Annotated in this window: 14 protein-coding genes and 1 pseudogene; 6 read left to right on the forward strand and 9 right to left on the reverse strand. The window is 72.3% G+C overall.

The window, feature by feature from the left end; genetic code table 11:
- Positions 1-289 precede the first annotated feature (289 nt).
- Positions 290-463: a hypothetical protein gene (locus ACOBQB_RS08255; RefSeq protein ID WP_423589993.1), complete on the forward strand. Its 174-nt coding sequence runs from the start codon at positions 290-292 to the stop codon at positions 461-463.
- A gap of 71 nt (positions 464-534) precedes the next feature.
- Here the strand turns inward: ACOBQB_RS08255 and ACOBQB_RS08260 are convergent, their stop codons facing one another.
- Positions 535-1,344 carry an inositol monophosphatase family protein gene (locus tag ACOBQB_RS08260; protein ID WP_423589995.1) on the reverse strand — a complete coding sequence of 270 codons (810 nt, stop codon included), beginning with the start codon at positions 1,342-1,344 and terminating at the stop codon, positions 535-537.
- A 32-nt stretch (positions 1,345-1,376) separates the two neighbouring features.
- A complete protein-coding gene (locus ACOBQB_RS08265; RefSeq protein WP_423589996.1) occupies positions 1,377-2,504 on the reverse strand; it encodes a ferrochelatase in 1,128 nt (375 codons plus the stop codon).
- Positions 2,505-2,646: 142 nt separating this feature from the next.
- Here ACOBQB_RS08265 and ACOBQB_RS08270 point away from each other — a divergent pair, with 142 nt between their 5' ends.
- Both ACOBQB_RS08270 and ACOBQB_RS08275 read left to right on the forward strand, forming a co-directional pair.
- Positions 2,647-3,897, forward strand: coding sequence for an MFS transporter (locus tag ACOBQB_RS08270; RefSeq protein ID WP_423589997.1), 1,251 nt, complete (start codon positions 2,647-2,649; stop codon positions 3,895-3,897).
- Positions 3,845-5,176 carry a D-arabinono-1,4-lactone oxidase gene (locus ACOBQB_RS08275; protein WP_423589998.1) on the forward strand — a complete coding sequence of 444 codons (1,332 nt, stop codon included), beginning with the start codon at positions 3,845-3,847 and terminating at the stop codon, positions 5,174-5,176. The genes ACOBQB_RS08270 and ACOBQB_RS08275 overlap by 53 nt, the downstream gene beginning before the upstream one ends.
- Before the next feature lie 7 nt (positions 5,177-5,183).
- Here ACOBQB_RS08275 and ACOBQB_RS08280 read toward each other — a convergent pair whose 3' ends face one another.
- Positions 5,184-6,437 (reverse strand): hypothetical protein, encoded by a 1,254-nt coding sequence (locus tag ACOBQB_RS08280; RefSeq protein ID WP_423590000.1) that lies wholly within the window; start codon positions 6,435-6,437, stop codon positions 5,184-5,186.
- Between the two features lie 489 nt (positions 6,438-6,926).
- Here ACOBQB_RS08280 and sepH point away from each other — a divergent pair.
- A pseudogene (sepH, locus tag ACOBQB_RS08285) lies at positions 6,927-8,026 on the forward strand (septation protein SepH).
- A 62-nt stretch (positions 8,027-8,088) separates the two neighbouring features.
- On the opposite strand, the gene ACOBQB_RS08290 reads toward sepH, so the two are convergent.
- Positions 8,089-8,916 carry a sulfurtransferase gene (locus ACOBQB_RS08290; RefSeq protein WP_423590001.1) on the reverse strand — a complete coding sequence of 276 codons (828 nt, stop codon included), beginning with the start codon at positions 8,914-8,916 and terminating at the stop codon, positions 8,089-8,091.
- 324 nt (positions 8,917-9,240) lie between these two features.
- On the opposite strand from ACOBQB_RS08290, the gene ACOBQB_RS08295 reads away from it, so the two are divergent.
- The gene (locus ACOBQB_RS08295) at positions 9,241-10,053 is read left to right on the forward strand and encodes a VOC family protein (protein WP_423590003.1); all 813 of its coding nucleotides are present in this window, start codon (positions 9,241-9,243) and stop codon (positions 10,051-10,053) included.
- Between the two features lies 1 nt (position 10,054).
- Here ACOBQB_RS08295 and ACOBQB_RS08300 read toward each other — a convergent pair whose 3' ends face one another.
- The 4 genes from ACOBQB_RS08300 to ACOBQB_RS08315 form a co-directional block, all read right to left on the reverse strand.
- Positions 10,055-10,714 carry a thymidine kinase gene (locus ACOBQB_RS08300; protein WP_423590005.1) on the reverse strand — a complete coding sequence of 220 codons (660 nt, stop codon included), beginning with the start codon at positions 10,712-10,714 and terminating at the stop codon, positions 10,055-10,057.
- A gap of 70 nt (positions 10,715-10,784) precedes the next feature.
- Positions 10,785-11,975 (reverse strand): alkaline phosphatase family protein, encoded by a 1,191-nt coding sequence (locus tag ACOBQB_RS08305; protein WP_423590007.1) that lies wholly within the window; start codon positions 11,973-11,975, stop codon positions 10,785-10,787.
- Entirely contained in the window at positions 11,975-12,562 is a 588-nt protein-coding gene (locus ACOBQB_RS08310) for a DUF5998 family protein (protein ID WP_423590009.1), read from the reverse strand. Before ACOBQB_RS08310 ends, ACOBQB_RS08305 begins: the two co-directional genes overlap by 1 nt.
- Before the next feature lie 71 nt (positions 12,563-12,633).
- Entirely contained in the window at positions 12,634-15,498 is a 2,865-nt protein-coding gene (locus ACOBQB_RS08315; protein WP_423590011.1) for a GNAT family N-acetyltransferase, read from the reverse strand.
- 180 nt (positions 15,499-15,678) lie between these two features.
- Here ACOBQB_RS08315 and ACOBQB_RS08320 point away from each other — a divergent pair, with 180 nt between their 5' ends.
- Positions 15,679-15,960 carry an HPr family phosphocarrier protein gene (locus ACOBQB_RS08320; RefSeq protein ID WP_030021209.1) on the forward strand — a complete coding sequence of 94 codons (282 nt, stop codon included), beginning with the start codon at positions 15,679-15,681 and terminating at the stop codon, positions 15,958-15,960.
- A gap of 172 nt (positions 15,961-16,132) precedes the next feature.
- Here ACOBQB_RS08320 and ACOBQB_RS08325 read toward each other — a convergent pair whose 3' ends face one another.
- A complete protein-coding gene (locus ACOBQB_RS08325; RefSeq protein ID WP_423590013.1) occupies positions 16,133-16,837 on the reverse strand; it encodes a GntR family transcriptional regulator in 705 nt (234 codons plus the stop codon).
- Between the last annotated feature and the right edge of the window lie 159 nt (positions 16,838-16,996).

The following is a 16,996-nucleotide window of genomic DNA, read 5'->3' on the forward strand; positions in this document are numbered from 1 at the left end:
CTCTGTGCCCCTGCGGGCAGGTCTGTCTGGGGGTAGGGGCTCCATCCTGCCCCTTTCGGCCATAAACCGGCTGTAAGGCGGTTTGAGGACCGGGTAACACGGGATTTCTCGGCCCGTTGAGGTTTCTGCGGAAGGGAGCGAGGGGAGGACGGCTTTACACCCGCGATCACGCTTTGTATGTGGCATGCCACGAACGGCTTTCTCCAGGAGCGGTTCGAGACGTGATCGTCCCTTCTTGAGGGCACACCCCCGTGCCATCGACCCACGACCCAGCCGAGGGGGCGCAACCATGGACGCATTCACCGCAGGTCTCCTGCAGCGCATAAAGGCCACGGAGTCCGACCTCACGATGGCCCGTGAGACGGGAGACGACTTCCTCGCCGAGGTCGAGCAGGCGGAGCTGGAAGACCTCCACCGTCTGGCCGCCGAGCACGGCGTCGAGGTGGGCGCTCTGCAGGCCTGAGCACTGACGTACGTACGAGGGCCCCGGCATCCGGACCAGATGCCGGGGCCTTTCGCATGCCGTCGACGCCGTCAGTCGTGCCAGGCGCCGAGGTCCTCCAGGAGGCCCTGGAGCGGTTCGAAGAGGCCGGGCGGGGCCGCGATGGCCAGCTCGCCCGACAGGGGCTCTCCGGGTCGGCCACCGGTCAGGGCGCCCGCTTCCCGCACGACGAGGTCGCCCGCCGCGAAGTCCCAGGGGTTGAGCCCTCGCTCGTAGTACGCGTCCAGCCTGCCCAGCGCGACGTCGCACAGGTCGATCGCCGCCGACCCGCCGCGGCGGATGTCGCGCACCTTCGGGACGAGGTGCCGGGTGACCTCGGCCTGCCGGGCGCGGCGCTCGGTGAGATAGCCGAAGCCGGTGCCGACCAGGGCCTGGCCGAACGGTGGCGCGGGGCGCACGCGTGCGGGGCGGTCGCCGATGAAGGCGCCCTCGCCGAGGACCGCGTGGTACGTCTCACGGCGGACCGGGGCGTGCACCACCCCGACGAGGGTCTCGCCGTCCTTGCGGGCGGCGATGGACACGCACCAGTCCGGGCGGCCGTACAGGTAGTTGACGGTGCCGTCGATCGGGTCGACGACCCACTGCACGCCGCTGCTGCCCTCCAGGCTCGCGCCCTCCTCGCCGAGCACGCCGTCGTCGGGCCTGCGCTCGGCGAGGAAGCCGGTGATGAGCTTCTCGGAGGCGATGTCCATCTCGGTGACGACGTCCACGGCGCTGGACTTGGTGGCCGCCACGCCCAGGTCGTCGGGGCGGCCGTCGCACAGGAAGGCCCCGGCGCGGTGCGCGGCCTCCAGGGCGACGTCGAGCAGCTCGGCCTTGAGCGCCTTCAGCGGGTCCGTCATGGTGCTCGCTCCAGCTCGGGGGGTCTCGGGGGTCACGCGTACGGGCTGTCGGCGCCGGCGGCCGCGGGCTTCGGGGCACGGGCCGGGCAGCAGCCCACCGGGCACAGGTCGTGGCTCGCGCCGAGCGTGCCGAGGGCGCAGGGGGTGACGGGAACGCCGCGCTCCTTGGCCGCGCGCTCCAGGACCAGGTCCCTGATCGCCGCGGCGAACCGCGGGTCGGCGCCGACCGTCGCCGAGCGGCGGGCCGGCAGGCCCAGCTCGGCGGCCTTGGCCTTCGCCTCGGTGTCGAGGTCGTACAGGACCTCCATGTGGTCGGAGACGAAGCCGATGGGAACCATGACCACGGCGGGGGCGCCGGCGCCGTGCCGCTCCTCCAGGTGGTCGCAGATGTCCGGCTCCAGCCACGGGATGTGCGGGGCGCCGCTGCGCGACTGGTAGACGAGCTCCCAGGGGTGCTCGATGCCGGTCTCCTCGCGTACCGCGTCGGCGATGAGGCGGGCGACGTCCAGGTGCTCCTTGACGTAGGCACCGCCGTCGCCGTGGGCCTCGGTCGGGCCCGAGGTGTCGGCCGCGGCGTTCGGGATGGAGTGCGTGGTGAAGGCCAGGTGCGCGCCGTCCCGTACGTCCTCGGGCAGCTCGGAGAGGGACTTCAGGACGCCGTCGATCATGGGGCGCACGAAGCCGGGGTGGTTGAAGTAGTGCCGGAGCTTGTCGACCCGCGGCAGCTCAAGGCCCTCGGCCTCCAGGGCGGCGAGGGAGTCGGCGAGGTTCTCGCGGTACTGGCGGCAGCCCGAGTACGAGGCGTACGCACTCGTGGCGAGGACCAGGATGCGGCGGTGGCCCTCGGTGACCATCTCGCGCAGGGTGTCGGTGAGGTAGGGCGTCCAGTTGCGATTGCCCCAGTAGACGGGCAGGTCGAGGCCGTGCTCCGCGAAGTCCTTGCGCAGGGCGTCGAGGAGGGCGCGGTTCTGGTCGTTGATCGGGCTGACCCCGCCGAACAGGAAGTAGTGCTGCCCCACCTCCTTGAGCCGCTCCTTGGGGATGCCGCGCCCACGCGTCACGTTCTCCAGGAACGGGACCACGTCGTCGGGGCCTTCGGGGCCGCCGAACGAGAGCAGCAGCAGGGCGTCGTACGGAGTGGGATCGAGCGCATCGGACATGCAACCGATCCTGCCACCCGCCACTGACAGCCGGAAAACCACGGTGCGTTCGCCGCGCCGGGGCCGTAAGCTGTATCGGCCACCTGCACGCCTTACCGAGGCCGCTTCTCGCAGTCGGCCCCGGCGCTTCCGCGGAGTCCACGTGCCCAGCTCCTACCGCGCTCTCTTCGCCGCCCCCGGCACCAAGTCGTTCTCCGCCGCCGGGTTCCTCGGCCGTATGCCGATATCGATGATGGGCATCGGCGTCGTGACGATGGTGTCCCAGCTGACCGGGCGCTATGGCCTCGCGGGCGCGCTGTCGGCGACCGTGGCGCTGTCCGCCGCAGCGATCGGGCCGCAGATATCGCGGCTGGTGGACCGGCACGGGCAGCGCCGGGTGCTCAGGCCCGCGACTCTGGTGTCGCTGGCCGCGGTCACGGGGCTGCTGCTCTGTGCGAAGTACGAGACGCCCGACTGGTCGTTGTTCGTCTTCGCCGCCCTCGTCGGCTGTGTGCCGAGCGTGGGCTCGATGATCCGGGCCCGCTGGGCCGTGCTGTACCGCGGCACCCCGCAGCTGCACACCGCGTACTCCTTCGAGTCCGTGATCGACGAGGTCTGCTTCATCTTCGGGCCGATCATCTCGATCGGGCTCTCCACGGTGTGGTTCCCGGAGGCGGGGCCGTTGCTCGCCGGGTGTTTCCTCGCCGCGGGCGTCTTCTGGCTGACGGCCCAGCGGGCCACGGAGCCGGTGCCACACTCCCGCGAACACCACACCGCCGGCTCGGCGTTGCGCGCGGGCGGGCTCCAGGTGCTCGTCGCCACCTTCGTCGCTACCGGCGCGATCTTCGGGTCGGTCGACGTCGTCACCGTGGCGTACGCGGAGGAACAGGGCCACAAGTCCGCCGCGAGTCTGGTGCTCGCGGTCTACGCGCTCGGCTCCTGCCTCGCCGGAGCGGTCTTCGGGCTGCTGCACTTCAAGGGGGCACCGGCCCCCAGGTGGCTGCTGGGTGTCTGCGCGATGGCCGTGAGTATGATCCCGCTTCAACTGGTCGGGAGCCTGCTGTTCCTGGCCGTGGCGCTGTTCGTCGCGGGCCTCTTCATCGCACCGACCATGATCACGACGATGGCCCTCGTCGAGGAGCACGTACCACGCGCGAAACTGACCGAGGGCATGACCTGGGTGAGCACCGGGCTCGCGGTCGGCGTCGCGCTCGGCTCCTCCGCGGCCGGCTGGGTGATCGACGCCGCCGGTCCGGACGCCGGGTACACGGTCCCGGGCGTCTCCGGAGCCGCCGCGGTCGTCGTCGGGTTCCTGGGATATCGCCGGCTGAAGAGGCCGGTTCCGCGACGGGGAGGGACCCATGAGCACGGGAACGGGCACGGCCAGCGGGAAGAGCACAGCGGCGTGGCGTAACTGGGCGGGAAACGTGGTCTCACGGCCCGCCAGGGAGGTCACCCCCGCCTCGGTGGACGAGCTCGCCGAGGCCCTGCGCGCCGCCAAGGCCGACGGCCTGCGGGCCAAGCCCGTCGGCACGGGTCACTCCTTCACGGCGGCGGGCGCGACCGACGGCCTTCTCATACGCCCCGATCTGCTCACCGGCATCCGCGCGATCGACCGCGCGGCGGGCACGGTCACGGTGGAGGCAGGCACCCCGCTGAAGCGCCTCAACACGGCGCTAGCGCGCGAGGGCCTGTCCCTCACGAACATGGGCGACATCATGGAGCAGACGGTTTCCGGAGCCGTCAGCACCGGCACGCACGGCACGGGCCGCGACTCGGCGTCGATCGCCGCCCAGATCACGGGCCTTGAGCTGGTCACCGCGGACGGCACGGTCCTGACCTGCTCCGCCGAGGAGAACCCCGGCGTCTTCGCCGCCGCCCGCGTCGGGCTCGGGGCGCTCGGCGTCATCACCGCGCTCACCTTCGCCGTGGAGCCGGTCTTCTTCCTGACGGCCCGCGAGGAGCCGATGACGTTCGACCGGGTCACGAGCGACTTCGACGCGCTCTTCACCGAGAACGAGCACTTCGAGTTCTACTGGTTCCCGCACACCGGCAACTGCACCACCAAGCGCAACAACCGCAGCCCGGGCCCCGTGGCCCCGCCCGGCAGGATCAGCGCCTTCGTAGAGGACGAGTTGCTCTCCAACGGCCTCTTCCAGGTGGTCAACTCCGTGGGCAGGGCCTTCCCCGCGACCATCCCGGCCATCGCCCGGATCTCCAGCAAGGCGCTGTCCGCCCGCACGTACACGGACATTCCTTACAAGGTCTTCACCAGCCCGCGCCGGGTGCGCTTCATGGAGATGGAGTACGCCGTTCCGCGCGCGGCCCTCGTGGAGACCCTGCGCGAGCTGAAGACCATGGTGGACCGCTCGCGGCTGCGGATCAGTTTCCCCGTGGAGGTCCGCACGGCGCCGGCGGACGACATCGCGCTCTCCACGGCCTCGGGCCGGGAGAGCGCGTACATCGCCGTCCACATGTACAAGGGCACGCCGTACCAGGCGTACTTCGCTGCGGCGGAGCGGATCTTCACCGCGCACGAGGGGCGGCCGCACTGGGGCAAGCTGCACACGCGTGACGCGGAGTACTTCGCCGAGGCGTACCCCCGTTTCGGCGAGTTCACCGCCGTGCGCGACCGCCTGGACCCGGACCGCATGTTCGCCAACGCGTACCTGCGGCGGGTCCTCGGCGACTGACCGCCGCCTACGGGCTGGCGGTCTCGCCCTGCTGCGCGTCGCCGTCGCTACCCGTGCCGGGCCCGGTGCCGGTGCCCGTGCCTGATCCTGAGCCGTTCGACGGGGTGGGGGTCGGCTTCGGTGTCGGCGTCGGGTCCGTCTGGGAACCGTCGTCTCCGGAGTCGTTGCCCTTGTCCTTGTCCTTGTCGGGGTCCGTGCCGGTGCCCTTGTCGGGATCGCTCCCGGAACCGGAGTCGGTGCCGTCGCCCTGGCCGGGGGTCTGGCCGCCGGTCCCCTCCGGGGTTTGCGTCGTCGCGCCACCGTCGCCCTTGTGGGAACCGTCGTCGCCCGTCCCCGAAGTGCCGTCGTCCGAGGGCTGACCGGTCGGTTCACCAGAGGGCGTGGACGGCTTCTTCGGAGAGGAGTGATTTCCTGTGAAGCTGTTGCCGATGGTGGTGCCCTTGCCGCCGCTGAGGTCCTGGTCGGTCACGAGCTCGTACGCGGTGATGCCCCCCATGGCGACACCGAAGACGACGGCTGCGGCGATCAGCGGCCGCTTCCAGCTGCGGATCTGCGCGCGGTGCGTGGTGCCGTCGGTGAACTCGTCCGACGGCAGCGGCGGTTCGAGCGGCACACCAGGGGGCGGCGCCTGCGCCCCGACGCGAAGCACGCGCGTGGCGTCGTCGCGCGGCATCAGCTGCGTGGCGTCCTCACGTGGCACGAGCTGGGTGGCGTCGATCGAGCCGAGCAGTTGTGTCTTCTCGGCGTCCGAGCCGGCGTCGAGGTGAGCGTCCAGGTCGGCGGCCACGGAGGGCAGCGCGGTCGTCGGATCCGCGTCCGCGGCGGGAAGCGCGGTGGTCGCGTCGGCTTCGGCTCCGGCGTCCCGAGGTCTCCCCCACGTCGTGGTCACGGGGCCGGTGGCCGACGCGGCCCCTGGATAGCCCTGGTGGGCGGCCGTCCTGAACGTCTCGGGCACCCGCGTGGCGGTGGTGACGGGCACCTGATGCGGCCTCGGCTTGGCCTGCACCGCCACGACGCGTATCTGCTCGCCCGTGCGCTTGAAGAAGTGCTGGAAGATCGTGCCGCCGCAGGTCGCGATGCCGCTCACGACGCCGGCGCCGAGGATCGTTCCGTAGACGCCGAGGTTCGAGGCCAACTTCGCCGCCACGACCGCGGCGATGGCGCTCCCGGCCACCTGCGGCACGCTGAGGTCGAGGCGCCGCTTCTCCTCCGGCTCCTCCTGGTCCTTCGACTCCTTGCCGGAATCCGGCTTCACTCGCATCTCCGACCCTTGCCTGCCTTTCTCGCCTTTTCGACTTTTTCGTCTCTTTCGACTGACTGCACGAGAAGGGGACGTACGGACGAAGTGATTAGTTCCGTTTCTGGTGATTCCGTGAAGTGCGCCACGCGCACGCGGGGGCGCAAGCGCCGAGAAGGCCGCCAACTCCCTTCCCCCGGGAGAAGTTCGGCGGCGCGGCGGTCCACCCGCATGGCCCGAATGGAGTACTGTTGCGAGCCCTGGGTCCGGTCTCCCGCCAGGGTGCCCGGAGCCTTGCAGAACCGCCGGGTGGGGGGCTGGCCGCACAGGGTGGCGAAAGTCGTCACTTAGCGTTGCAAAATGGTTACCGTGCCATAACGGCGGTCCAGGGCCCCTGCCCGACACGCCGGGCAACTCGGCAAGGTTGTGGCAGGCTGCACCCGGGCAGGCCACACTCGACTAGCGGAAGCAGCGACGCACGTGACGTCGGCAGGCACCACCCGGGAGGTCCCCATGCCCGAACTGCGTGTCGTGGCCGTCAGCAACGACGGCACACGGCTGGTGCTGAAGGCTGCGGACAGCACGGAGTACACGCTTCCGATCGATGAGCGGCTGCGTGCGGCCGTCCGCGGCGACCGGCCCCGACTCGGACAGATCGAGATCGAGGTGGAGAGCCACCTCCGCCCGCGCGACATCCAGGCGCGGATACGTGCCGGTGCCAGCGCGGAGGAAGTGGCCCAGTTCGCCGGTATCCCGGTCGACCGTGTCCGTCGGTTCGAGGGCCCTGTGCTCGCCGAGCGCGCCTTCATGGCGGAGCGCGCCAGAAAGACACCCGTACGCCGTCCGGGGAGAACACCGGGCCCCAGCTCGGCGAGGCCGTCCAGGAACGGCTGTTGCTGCGCGGCGCCGACAAGGAGTCCGTCCAGTGGGACTCCTGGCGCCGTGACGACGGCACGTGGGAGGTCCTGCTCGTCTACCGCGTCGCGACCGAGCCGCACTCCGCGAGCTGGACGTACGACCCGCCCCGGCGGCTCGTCCAGGCCGTGGACGACGAGGCGCGCTCGCTGATCGGCGAGACGGACGACATCGCCGCACCCGAGCCCAGCTTCCCGTTCGTGCCGCGCATCGCCCGGCTCCCCCGGGACCGGCCGCTGGACCGGCCGCTCGACCGCGCCCTGGACCGGCAGCTCGACCGCCAGAGTCTCCCGGCCTCCCCCGCCGTGCCCGCGGAGGAGACCGACGGCGTGGTGCCCGCCGTGGCCGAACAGGAGCGCGACTCGCTGACCAGCCTCCTGGAGGCGGTGCCCAGCTTCCGTGGCGACATGGTGGTGCCCGAGCGCCCCTCGGCCGCGACCACCGCGGAACTGCCGCCGCCCGCGCAGGAAGAGCCCGAGCAGGAGCCGGAGGCCGAGGAGCCGCCCGCGGCGTCGGCCGGCGCCGGTTCGGCCTACGCGGACGTGCTCATGCCGCGCTCGGTGGCCAGCCACCGTGACCGCCTGGTCGGTTCCACCGACCGCCAGGCCGAGGCCGACGGGGTGCGCCCCGGACGCCGCGCCGCGGTGCCCAGCTGGGACGAGATCGTCTTCGGCACGCGCCGCAAGAAACAGGAGTAGCCGTAGGCCCGCGCGCGGGGCCCCCGCACCGGCCGGTGCGGGGGCCCCACGCGCGTCGCGGACTACTGCGGGTCGGGGCCCGTGGCGACCGGACGCGAGCCGTCCGCCGACCACTCGGACCACGAGCCCACGTACAGCGCGGCCGGAATCCCCGCCACCGCCAGGGCCAGTACCTCGTGGGCGCCCGAGACGCCCGAGCCGCAGTAGACGCCGACCTCCGACGTCTTGGAGGCACCCAGCGCCTCGAAGCGGTCCGCCAGTTCGGCGGCGGGCCTGAAGCGGCCGTCCTGCGCGACGTTCTCGGTGGTCGGTGCCGAGACCGCGCCGGGGATGTGCCCGGCCACCTTGTCGATCGGCTCGACCTCGCCGCGGTAGCGCTCGGCCGCGCGGGCGTCCAGGAGCAGCCCGGAGCGGGCCAGGGCCGCCGCGGAGTCCGCGTCGAGGAAGTCCGTGCTGTTGGGAGCAGGCTCGAACGTCCCCTCGGCCGGGGCCGTCCCGGTGCCCGACTCCAGAGGGCCGGTCCACAGGGCGAGGCCGCCGTCAAGGACGCGTACGCGCGCGTGCCCCGTCCAGCGCAACATCCACCACAGGCGTGCGGCCGCCCAGTTCTGGCCACCGTCGTAGACCACGGCATCGCGGTCCGCCGAGACCCCCGCCGCCCGCATCACGGCACCGAAGTGGTCCACGTCGGGGAGCGGGTGGCGACCCCCGGAGCCCGCGGGTCCTGCCAGGTCGGCGTCCAGGTCGACGAAGACGGCCGACGGAATGTGCCCCTCTTCGTAGGCCTCGCGCATCGAGCCCTGGTGCTGCCAGCGGACGTCGAGCAGGACCGGCGGATTCTCGCCCGCCAGCTCGCTCGCGAGTTCGGATGCAGAGATGATGGCGTTCATGGGCCCATCCTTGCGCATGGGGTGGCCGTACGGGCACGGTCCGGCTACCCTGCTCCGCCGTAAGCCGCCCGACCACGGGGCGTACGGAACCCAGCACGCCCCGTGCAGTTGAGGGACCCCGCTCGGCCGTCCCACGGTCATGGGTGAGACGACGCAAAACGGGCATCCTCCGCGGGAAGCCGGACCGTGCGGCGCGGCCGGGACGCGTGGCGCGACGGGTGGTGCGAGCATCTACAGGGGCGCGCATGCGCGCGGCGAGGGCACGCGCGTTCGGAGAAAAGCGGAAGCGGAGCGGCCACCACGAAGGCCGAGGAGAGGGTGACGATGACCGAGGCACAGGCGTCCGCAGGGCGGCGCGACGGCGCGGAAGCCGGTCGAAGCGCGCCCGGCACACCCTGCTGGGTGAGCCTGATGGCGCATGGCCTGGCGGCGACGCAGGAGTTCTACGGAGCGCTCTTCGGCTGGGAGTTCCGGCCGGGGCCCGAGCAGCTCGGGCCCTATGTGCGGGCGGTGCTCGACGGGCGGGAGGTGGCCGGCATCGGTCAGCTGCCGGCCGACCGGCATCTGCCGATCGCCTGGACGCCCTATCTGGCGACGGACGACGCGGACGCGACGGCGGAGGCCGTGCGGCACTGCGGCGGCACGGTCGGCGTGGGTCCGATCACCGCGGGCCAGGCGGGGCGGATGGCCATCGCCTCGGACCCCACGGGAGCCGTCTTCGGGCTCTGGCAGGCCGCACGGCACCTGGGCAGCGCGGTGACCCGGGTGCCGGGCGCGCCCGCCTGGAACGAGCTGGTGACGCGGGAGACCATGAGCGTCGTCACGTTCTACGAAACCGTGTTCGGCTACACCGACGAGGCCGTGGTCTCGGCCGACTACGACCATCTGACCCTGCACGTCGAGGGCCGCCCGGTGGCGTCCGTGCACGGCGTGGGCGACGCGCTGCCGCGCGACCGGGGCCCGCACTGGATGACGTACTTCGAGGCCGCGGACGTCGACGAGGCGGCGGCCCGGGTCGTCGAGCTCGGCGGACAGGTGGTCCGGTCGCCGCGTGAGGGCGCCCACGGCCGGGAGGCGACGGTCGCCGACCCGGAGGGCGCGGTCTTCACCCTCGTACGTTCCTCCGCGCGCGACTGAGTCAGACGCAGGAGGCGGTGTCGACCGGCAGGACGTCGGGCGAGAGGGCGCCCGCGCGTGCGGTCGCCGCCGTCACCCTGCGGCGGTGGTGACGGCGGCACAGGACTTCGTAACCCACCTCGTCCGAGGACTGGTTGACGTCGCCGACGACGACCTGGGCGCCCTCGACGACCATCTCGCCGCCGATCGTGCGGGCGTTGTGCGTGGCGCGGGCGCCGCACCAGCACAGGGCCTCGACCTGGAGCACTTCGACGCGGTCGGCGAGCTCGACCAGGCGCTGAGAGCCCGGGAAGAGCTTGGAGCGGAAGTCCGTGGTGATGCCGAAGGCGAAGACGTCCAGGCCGAGATCGTCGACGACCCGCGCGAGCTGGTCGATCTGGTCCGGGGCCAGGAACTGCGCCTCGTCCGCGATCACGTAGTCCGCGCGGCCGCCCTGGGAGAGGTGGTCGACGAGGTGGGCGTAGAAGTCGAAGTCGTCCGCTGCCTCGATGGCGTCGGTGACGAGGCCGAGCCGCGAGGAGAGCTTGCCCTCGCCCGCGCGGTCGTCCCGCGTGAAGATCATTCCCTGGAGGCCGCGGGCCGAGCGGTTGTGCTCGATCTGCAGAGCCAGCGTGCTCTTTCCGCAGTCCATCGTTCCGGAGAAGAACACCAGCTCGGGCATGGGAAGTTGCGGACCTTTCGGGGGGCGTGCGGAGGCGGGGCGCCCCGGAGGGCGCGGCAGGGGCGTACGGCTAGGAGCGTACTTCGAGGAGGGGGACGAGCTGCTCCACGGGGGTCATGGAGCCGTGCATGCCGACCAGCGCGGACTCCTTGGGCTCCCGCTCGCTGGCGATGATCGCGACGTCGGCGTGCGCGGCGGCGATCACGTCGCCGAGGCGCTCGTACACACGTTGATCAATGTGTGGACCGAACCAGCCCGCGGCGATCGCCTCGTCGCGGGAGGCCACCCAGAATTGCTCGCCGAGCACTTCACGCCACACCGTCAGGACGTCGCTCTGGGCGCCCGGGACCGCGTAGACGTGACGGGCGCGGCCCTCGCCGCCGAGGAGAGCGACGCCCGCGCGCAGCTCCCAGTCCTCGTCGAAGTCGATGCGGGAGGCGTCGTCAAAGGGGATGTCGAGCATGCCGTGGTCGGCGGTGATGTACAGGGCGCTGCGCGGCGGGAGCTGCTCGGCCAGCCGCTGGGCGAGCCGGTCGACGTACATGAGCTGGCCCCGCCAGGCGTCGGAGTCGACTCCGAAGCGGTGGCCCTTGCCGTCCACTTCGGCGTAGTACGTGTAGACCAGGGACCGGTCCCCCGCGGCCAGTTGCTCGGCGGCGAGGTCCATGCGGGCCTCTCCGGAGAGCTTGCCGCGGAAGGTGCCGCCGCTCAGGGCGACCTTGGTGAGCGGGGTGTGCTCGAAGGTCGGGGAGGAGACCTGGGCGGTGTGCACGCCCGCCGCGTGGGCCTGCTGGAAGACCGTCGGGTAGGGCTGCCATGCGTGTGGGTCGGTCCATGGGTTCCAGCGGAGCTGGTTCATCAGTTCGCCGGTGGCGGGGTCACGCACGGTGTAGCCGGGCAGGCCATGCGCGCCGGGCGGCAGGCCCGTGCCGACGGAGGCGAGCGAGGTCGCGGTGGTGGCGGGGAAGCCGGCGGTGACGGGCCGCCCGGTGCCGCCGCGCGAACCGGGTAGCAGCGAGGTGAGGAAGGGCGCCTCCGCCGGGTGTGCCTTGAGCTGCTCCCAGCCGAGGCCGTCGATCAGGAAGACGCAGTTGCGGTCGGCGGGGGTCAGCTCGGCGATGGTCTGCGCCGCGTGGCCGGGCACGCCCTGGTGGGCGACGAGGGTCGGCAGCAGGTCGGCGAGCGAACCCGAGCCGTACGCGGGCACGGGGGCGGTGTCGAGGGCGAGTGGTTCCACGTCGTCCCAGGCGGGCAGCGACATCAGCGGGCGGTGTCCGCGGTCGCCTCGGACAGGGCCTGGGCGAAGACGAGGGTCTGACGCACGGCGTCGGGGCCGTCGCCCGCCTCGCTGACGCGCAGGCTCAGGTCGTCGGCGGTCGAGCTGCCGGTGTAGCCGTGGTCCGCCTCGCAGTTGGGGTCGCCGCAGGCGGCGGGCTCCAGGTCGATGCGGGAGACGGCGCCCCAGCCGATGGTCAGGACGACCTCGCGCGGCGGTGTGCCCGGAACGTACTTCTCCGGGTTGCCGACGACGCGGCTGAGGACGACCGAGGAGATCCGGCCGATCTTGACCGACTCCGTGGAGGTCGTCGCGTACGGCGTCGGGGAGGTGCCGTCCGCCGCCTGCTCGTCGGTGTGGCTGACGATGAAGCGCGTCCCGGTCAGGACGAGGACCGTGACGTGCCGGCGCACTTCGTTGGCGTCGAACGTCGTCTCCTGGTGAACCAGGTACGACCCGATGGCCTCGCCGCCGATCGCGGCCTCCACCGCCTCGGCCACGAGGGCCGGGTAGTAGCCGCTGCGCTCGATCGCCGCGCGCAGCCCCTGGGTCGTCGTACCGGTCTTTGCCATGCCGACCATCCTACGGCCCGGTGCGGGGGCGCTGGGCCCCCGTGGCCGCCCCGGTGCCCGTGGAGCGCGCTTCAGTACCCGGGGAGCGTCCGCGGGCCGAGATCGTCGCGGGCGGGCGGGGGCGCGAGGCGTACGGAGGCACCGAGGACGGAGAGGCCGTGCGGGGCGACGACCACGGGCTCCAGGGAGACGCCGACCACTTCGGGGTGGTCGTCGACGAGCCGGGAGACACGCTGGAGCAGCTCTTCGAGGGCCGGGGTGTCGACCGGGGCCGAGCCGCGCCAGCCGAAGAGGAGGGGCGCGGTCCGGATGGACCGGATCAGGGAACTCGCCTCGCGGTCGGTCACCGGGATGAGGCGGTGGGCGGTGTCGCCGAGCAGCTCGGAGGCGGCGCCCGCGAGCCCGAAGGAGAGCACCGCTCCGGCCGCCGGGTCGATGACGGCGCGTACGACGGTGTCGACGCCGCGCGGGACCATGCCCTGCACGACGGGCCGCAGCTCGGCGGGCTTGCCGAAGGTGTCGGTCAACTCTTGATAGGAGCGGCGCAGTTGTTCTTCGTCGGCGAGGTCGAGCCGCACCCCGCCGAGGTCGGCGCGGTGCCGCAGGTGCGGGGCCGTGGTCTTCAGGGCCACGGGGTAGCCGAGCGTGCGCGCGGCGTGCGCGGCGGCGTCCGGGTCCGGCGCGGGCAGGGCCCGTCGTACGCGGATGCCGTACCGCCTGAGGAGTTCGTGGGCGTCGGCCGGGGCGAGGGTGGTGCCACGGGGGTCGCCGTCCTTGCCCAGCAGCTCCGCGATGCGCTCGGCGGTGCCGCTCTCGTCGATGTCGTCGTACTCGTGCACCTTGCCGGGATCGGCGGCCTCGCGGCGCCACTGCGCGTACTTGACGGCTTCGGCGAGGGCGCGGACGGCGCGCTCGGCCGCGGGGTAGGCGGGGATGCGGTACTGCTCCGCCGGGGGCTCGTCGGTCGCGGGGGCGGCCTCCGGTGGCGTCTCGTCTGCGGCGGGGCGGTGTGCGGGGTGGTCCGGGTCGGCGCAGCCCGCGGTGCCGGGCTCTTTCGGCGGGGCGCCCGGCCGGGTGCTGGTCGCGGCGGAGAGGGCGTCGGCGAGGCCGCCGAGTTCGACGTGGACCACGGCGACGGGCTTCGCGGGGCAGCCGGCCGCGGCGGCCCGCAGCTCCGTGGCGAGCGTCTCGGGGTCGGCGGTGGCGCCGTCCTCCCGCACCCAGGGGATGGCGTTGACGATCACCGCGTCGCATCCCTCGTCCGACAGGGCCGCGGCGAGCGCGGCCCGGAAGTCCGCCGGGGTGGCCGCGGTCGTGAGGTCGCGGGGCGGCAGCGGTCGCAGCCCGTCGGCGACACACGCGTCGTACGTGAGGAGCCCGAGCGACTCGGAGTTGCCGAGGATCCCCACGCGCGGGCCGGACGGCAGCGGCTGCCCCGCGAGCAGCAGGCCCGCGTCGACCATCTCGGTGACGGTGTCGACGCGGATGACGCCCGCCTGGCGCAGCAGCGCGGAGACCGTGGCGTGCGGCAGGCGCGTGGCCTGTACGGCGTGGCCGGTGGGCGTGATGCCGCTGTGGCGGGCGCCCTGGACCACGACGAGCGGCTTGGCGGTCGCGGCCCGCCGCGCGAGGCGGGTGAACTTGCGCGGGTTGCCGATGGTCTCCAGGTACATCAGGGCGACGTCGGTGTCCGGGTCCTCGTACCAGTACTGGAGGAGGTCGTTGCCCGACACGTCGGCGCGGTTGCCGGAGCCGACGAACGTGGACAGTCCCGCGCCCCGGCGGTGCAGCCCGGAGAGCAGCGCGATGCCGATGGCGCCGGACTGGGTGAACAGACCGATGCGCCCGCGCGCGGGAGGCTCGGGAGCGAGCGAGGCGTTGAGCCGCGTCCGGGGGGAGGTGTTGATGACACCGAAGGCGTTCGGGCCGATGATGCGCATGCCGTACGAGCGGGCGTGGCGGACCAGTTCGCGCTGCCGCTCGCGGCCCTCGGCGCCGCTCTCGCCGTACCCGGCGGAGAGCACCAGGAGGCCCTGTACCCCACGCTCGCCGCACTCGGCGACGACCTGGGAGACCCGGTCGGCGGGCACGGCGACCACGGCGAGGTCCACGGGCTCCTCGATGGCCGTGACCGAACGGTGAGCGGGCACCCCGTCGACTTCGGAGCCTTCTTCGAAGGCGCTGTTCACCGCGTGGAGGCGCCCGGTGAAGCCGGCCTCCTTGAGGTTGCGCAGCACGCTGCGGCCCACGCCGCCGGGGGCGCGGCCCACGCCGATCACCGCGACCGAGCCCGGCGTCAGCAGGCGCTGCACGGACCGCCCCTCGGCGCGTTGTTCGCGGGCGCGCTGCACCGCGAGCGAGCGGTCGGTCGGCTCCAGGTCGAACTCCAGGCGTACGACGCCGTCCTCGAAACTGCGCTTCTGCTGGTACCCCGCGTCCGTGAACACCTTGATCATCTTGGTGTTGGCGGGCAGCACCTCGGCCGCGAAGCGGCGGATGCCGCGTTCCCTGGCGACCGCCGCGATGTGTTCCAGGAGCGTGGAGGCCACGCCACGGCCCTGGTGGGCGTCCTGCACGAGGAAGGCGACCTCGGCCTCGTCGGCGGGGGCGCTGGCGGCCATGCCGCGTTCGTCGATGCGGTCGTAGCGCACGGTGGCGATGAACTCGCCGCCCACGGTGGCGGCGAGTCCCACCCGGTCCACCTGGTCGTGGTGGGTGAAGCGGTGCACATCCTTGGCGGACAGCCGCGGGTAGGGCGCGAAGAAGCGGTAGTACTTCGACTCGTCCGACACCTGTTCGTAGAAGCTGACCAGGCGGTCCGCGTCCTCGGCCGTGATGGGCCTGATCCGGGCGGTGCCTCCGTCGCGCAGCACCACATCGGCTTCCCAGTGCGAGGGGTAGTCGTGCCGGTCCTGCTGATCCGACGGGGTCTGCATGGGGCCAGGGTACGGGTCGCGGGGGCGCCCGGGCCGGGTACGGTCGAGGAGGACCGGCGTCCCGTCGCCGGAGGGCCGGCGTCCGGTCGACGGAGCGGCAGCGTCCGGTCGACGGAGCATCCACAACGGCATGCGACAATGGTCTAGACAAGTGTGAGATACCTGGAAGGGCAGCAACACATGGCTGAGCGCCGCGTCAACGTCGGCTGGGCCGAGGGCCTCCACGCCCGACCCGCCTCCATCTTCGTCCGCGCGGCCACGGCCGCCGGCGTCCCCGTGACGATCGCCAAGGCCGACGGCAACCCGGTCAACGCCGCCTCGATGCTCGCGGTGCTCGGCCTGGGTGCCCAGGGCGGCGAGGAGATCGTGCTCGCCTCCGACGCCGAGGGTGCGGACGCCGCCCTCGACCGTCTGGCGAAGCTCGTCGCGGAGGGCCTCGAGGAGCTCCCGGAGACGGTCTGAACCGCGCAGTACCTGGACGCGCAGTACCTTTCAAAGGGTCCACCCTGGAACACGGGGTGGGCCCTTTGTTTTGCCTGGCGGCAGTTTAGTTGCGCATGGATGGAGAAACGGCCGGAATTAAATTGAACGGCCCGCATCTTTCTCACGCCGCTCGCTGTATACGGCAGCTGCGTTAATTCCTGAGGCTCACTGTGTTTACGGGATGTTGCACTTCCCTCACTTCGCTCACTTCCCTCGTAGGGCCGCCCCTCGGCGCACGGCGCAATCGGTGCGCGGCCGTCGCCCGCTCCGCGTGCCCGGCGGTCAGCGCCCTGGCCCGTTCCGCGTCCCCGCGGGCCACCGCGTCGACGATAGCCGCGTGTTCGGACCAGGAGGCGGCGGGCGCCGCCGGGGGCCCGACGACGTACATCCAGGCGAGTTTGTGCCGCAGCTGGCCGAGCAGCGTGACGAGGCCGGGGCTGCCGGAGGCCTGGGCGAGCGTCTCGTGGAACCAGCCGCCCAGCGAGCGCAGATCCTCCCCCTGCCCCTTCCGCGCGCGCTCCTGGCCCAGCCGTACGAGTCCGCGCAGGACCTTGAGGTGCGCGTCGGTGCGGCGCTGTGCGGCGCGGGCCGCGGCGAGCGGTTCGAGCACCGTGCGCAGCTCCAGGAGGTCGGCGGCCTCCTGCTCCGTGGGCTCGGCGACACAGGCGCCCGCATGCCTGCGCGTGACGACGAAACCCTCGGCCTCCAGGGTGCGCAGGGCTTCGCGCACCGGGACGCGGGAGACGCCGTAGCGGCGCGCGAGGAGCTCCTCGGTGAGCCGGCCGCCCCTTTCGTAGACACCGGCGACAATGTCGTCCCGGATGGCCGTGCATACCGAGTGCGCGGGAATGCGCATGACCGGACCTCCGCCTTAATCCCCGCGTAACGCGGTCGACCGACGCTCGTTCAGGAACTCTATGGCAGAGCTTCGGAATTTCCGATGGCGGGCCGGAATCCATGGATATTTTTTGGCCAAACGCGGGCGGGCCGGAAAATGACGCCGGAAACACCGAAG

This window comes from Streptomyces sp. G5(2025), assembly GCF_049542075.1.
GTDB lineage: Bacteria > Actinomycetota > Actinomycetes > Streptomycetales > Streptomycetaceae > Streptomyces.